General features: G+C 59.9%; 1 protein-coding gene and 1 pseudogene. One reads left to right on the forward strand and one right to left on the reverse strand.

Going from position 1 to position 1,505, the window contains the following annotated elements; genetic code table 11:
• Nucleotides 1-294 (reverse strand): annotated as a pseudogene (locus tag GM30_RS01095) (MFS transporter); the annotation flags it as partial.
• Between the two features lie 203 nt (nucleotides 295-497).
• On the opposite strand from GM30_RS01095, the gene GM30_RS01100 reads away from it, so the two are divergent.
• Nucleotides 498-1,505: IucA/IucC family protein (locus GM30_RS01100; RefSeq protein WP_193391759.1), on the forward strand; the 1,008-nt coding region annotated here is incomplete at its 3' end.

Below are 1,505 nucleotides of genomic sequence, written 5' to 3' on the forward strand. Positions count from 1 at the left end.
CAGCGGTGGACCGAGCAGACGGCCGCAGCTTAACCCGGAGCTGATCGACGCCAGCGCCGCCATGCGGTTTTCCGTACCGGCGCGCTGCATCGCCCATGTCTGAGCTGCGGGCACCATCCCGGAAACCGTCAGGCCATACAACGTGCGCGAGACAATCAGCCCCGCCATACCGGCGTACACGCCCACACCGCCGCTCGCCATGCCCCACACCACCAGCGCCAGCACCGCAAAGCTGCCGAGATACCCGAGGAGCGCGGCCAGCACCACAAACTTGCAGCCGCGAATTCCGCGCACAGCGCCAGCGGCCACGTTGATTTCAAAGCTGTTTCCTGCGTTACGGCGTCACGAATAGTGCTCATAGAAATGTGAAAATAGTGTCAATAAATGTGAGGAAATGATGGAGTTAATGCAAATAAATATTACAAAAATGGTTGTCAGTGTAAATAGAATGAATATCATAACGAGAATTATTATCAGTTCATGGAGTGAGTTCTGTTATGCGTTCCCTGACCCGCCATGCCGGTACAGACGTTGCGGCCCAGTGTTTTCTCAATGCGCTATTGCGCGAAACCGATGACTGGCACTATTCCCCGGCCTCCGCGCCCGGCGACACCGCCTTCATCCACCTGCCGCTGAACGACCACGAGGCGATTCGCCTGCCGCTACGCTATTTCTCACCCACCCAACATCATCAATACCTTTTCCCGGCCACCGTCGTCCGCAGCGACAGCGATCGTGGCGAGACTATTGATTTCAACCAACTTGTCGATCGGGTGCTGGCAAAACCGGCCGTCAGGCGCGATCTCAGCGATGACACCCTCAGCCGTTTTGCCGGACGCGTTCGTGAGAGTCACGCCCACACCTGGCAGGCTATCGATCTGCGCCATACCTGGGGCGAACTGCGGGCAAAACCGCTGAATTTCGCCGAAGCGGAACAGGCGTTGCTGGTCGGCCACGCGTTCCACCCGGCACCAAAATCCCACGAACCGTTTAGCGAACAGGAAGCCCGTCGCTATCTGCCGGACTTCGCCTCCCGCTTCCCGCTGCGTTGGTTTGCGGTGGAAAGCACGTTTGTGGCAGGCGACAGTCTCAGCCACACGCTGCGTGACCGCCTGCTGCGCTTTGCCGCCGGGAGCGCACCTGAACTGCTGCACCATTTCACCGACAGCTGCTGGCTGGTGCCAATGCATCCATGGCAGGCGGCACATCTGTTGGGCCAGGCCTGGTGTCAGACGCTGGTGGCGCAGGGCGCACTGCGCGATCTGGGAGAAGCTGGCGCCCACTGGCTGCCGACCAGCTCTTCGCGTTCGCTGTACAGCGAAAGCAACCGCGACATGATCAAATTCTCGCTCAGCGTACGCCTCACCAATTCGGTGCGCACGCTGTCAATTAAAGAAGTGAAACGCGGCATGCGTCTCGCGCGGCTGGCGCAAACCCCTCGCTGGCAGGCGTTGCAGGCGCGCTACCCGACCATGCGTGTGATGCAGGAAGACGGCTGGGTTGGC

Origin of the sequence: Trabulsiella odontotermitis (assembly GCF_001188485.1) — a bacterium.
GTDB lineage: Bacteria > Pseudomonadota > Gammaproteobacteria > Enterobacterales > Enterobacteriaceae > Trabulsiella > Trabulsiella odontotermitis_A.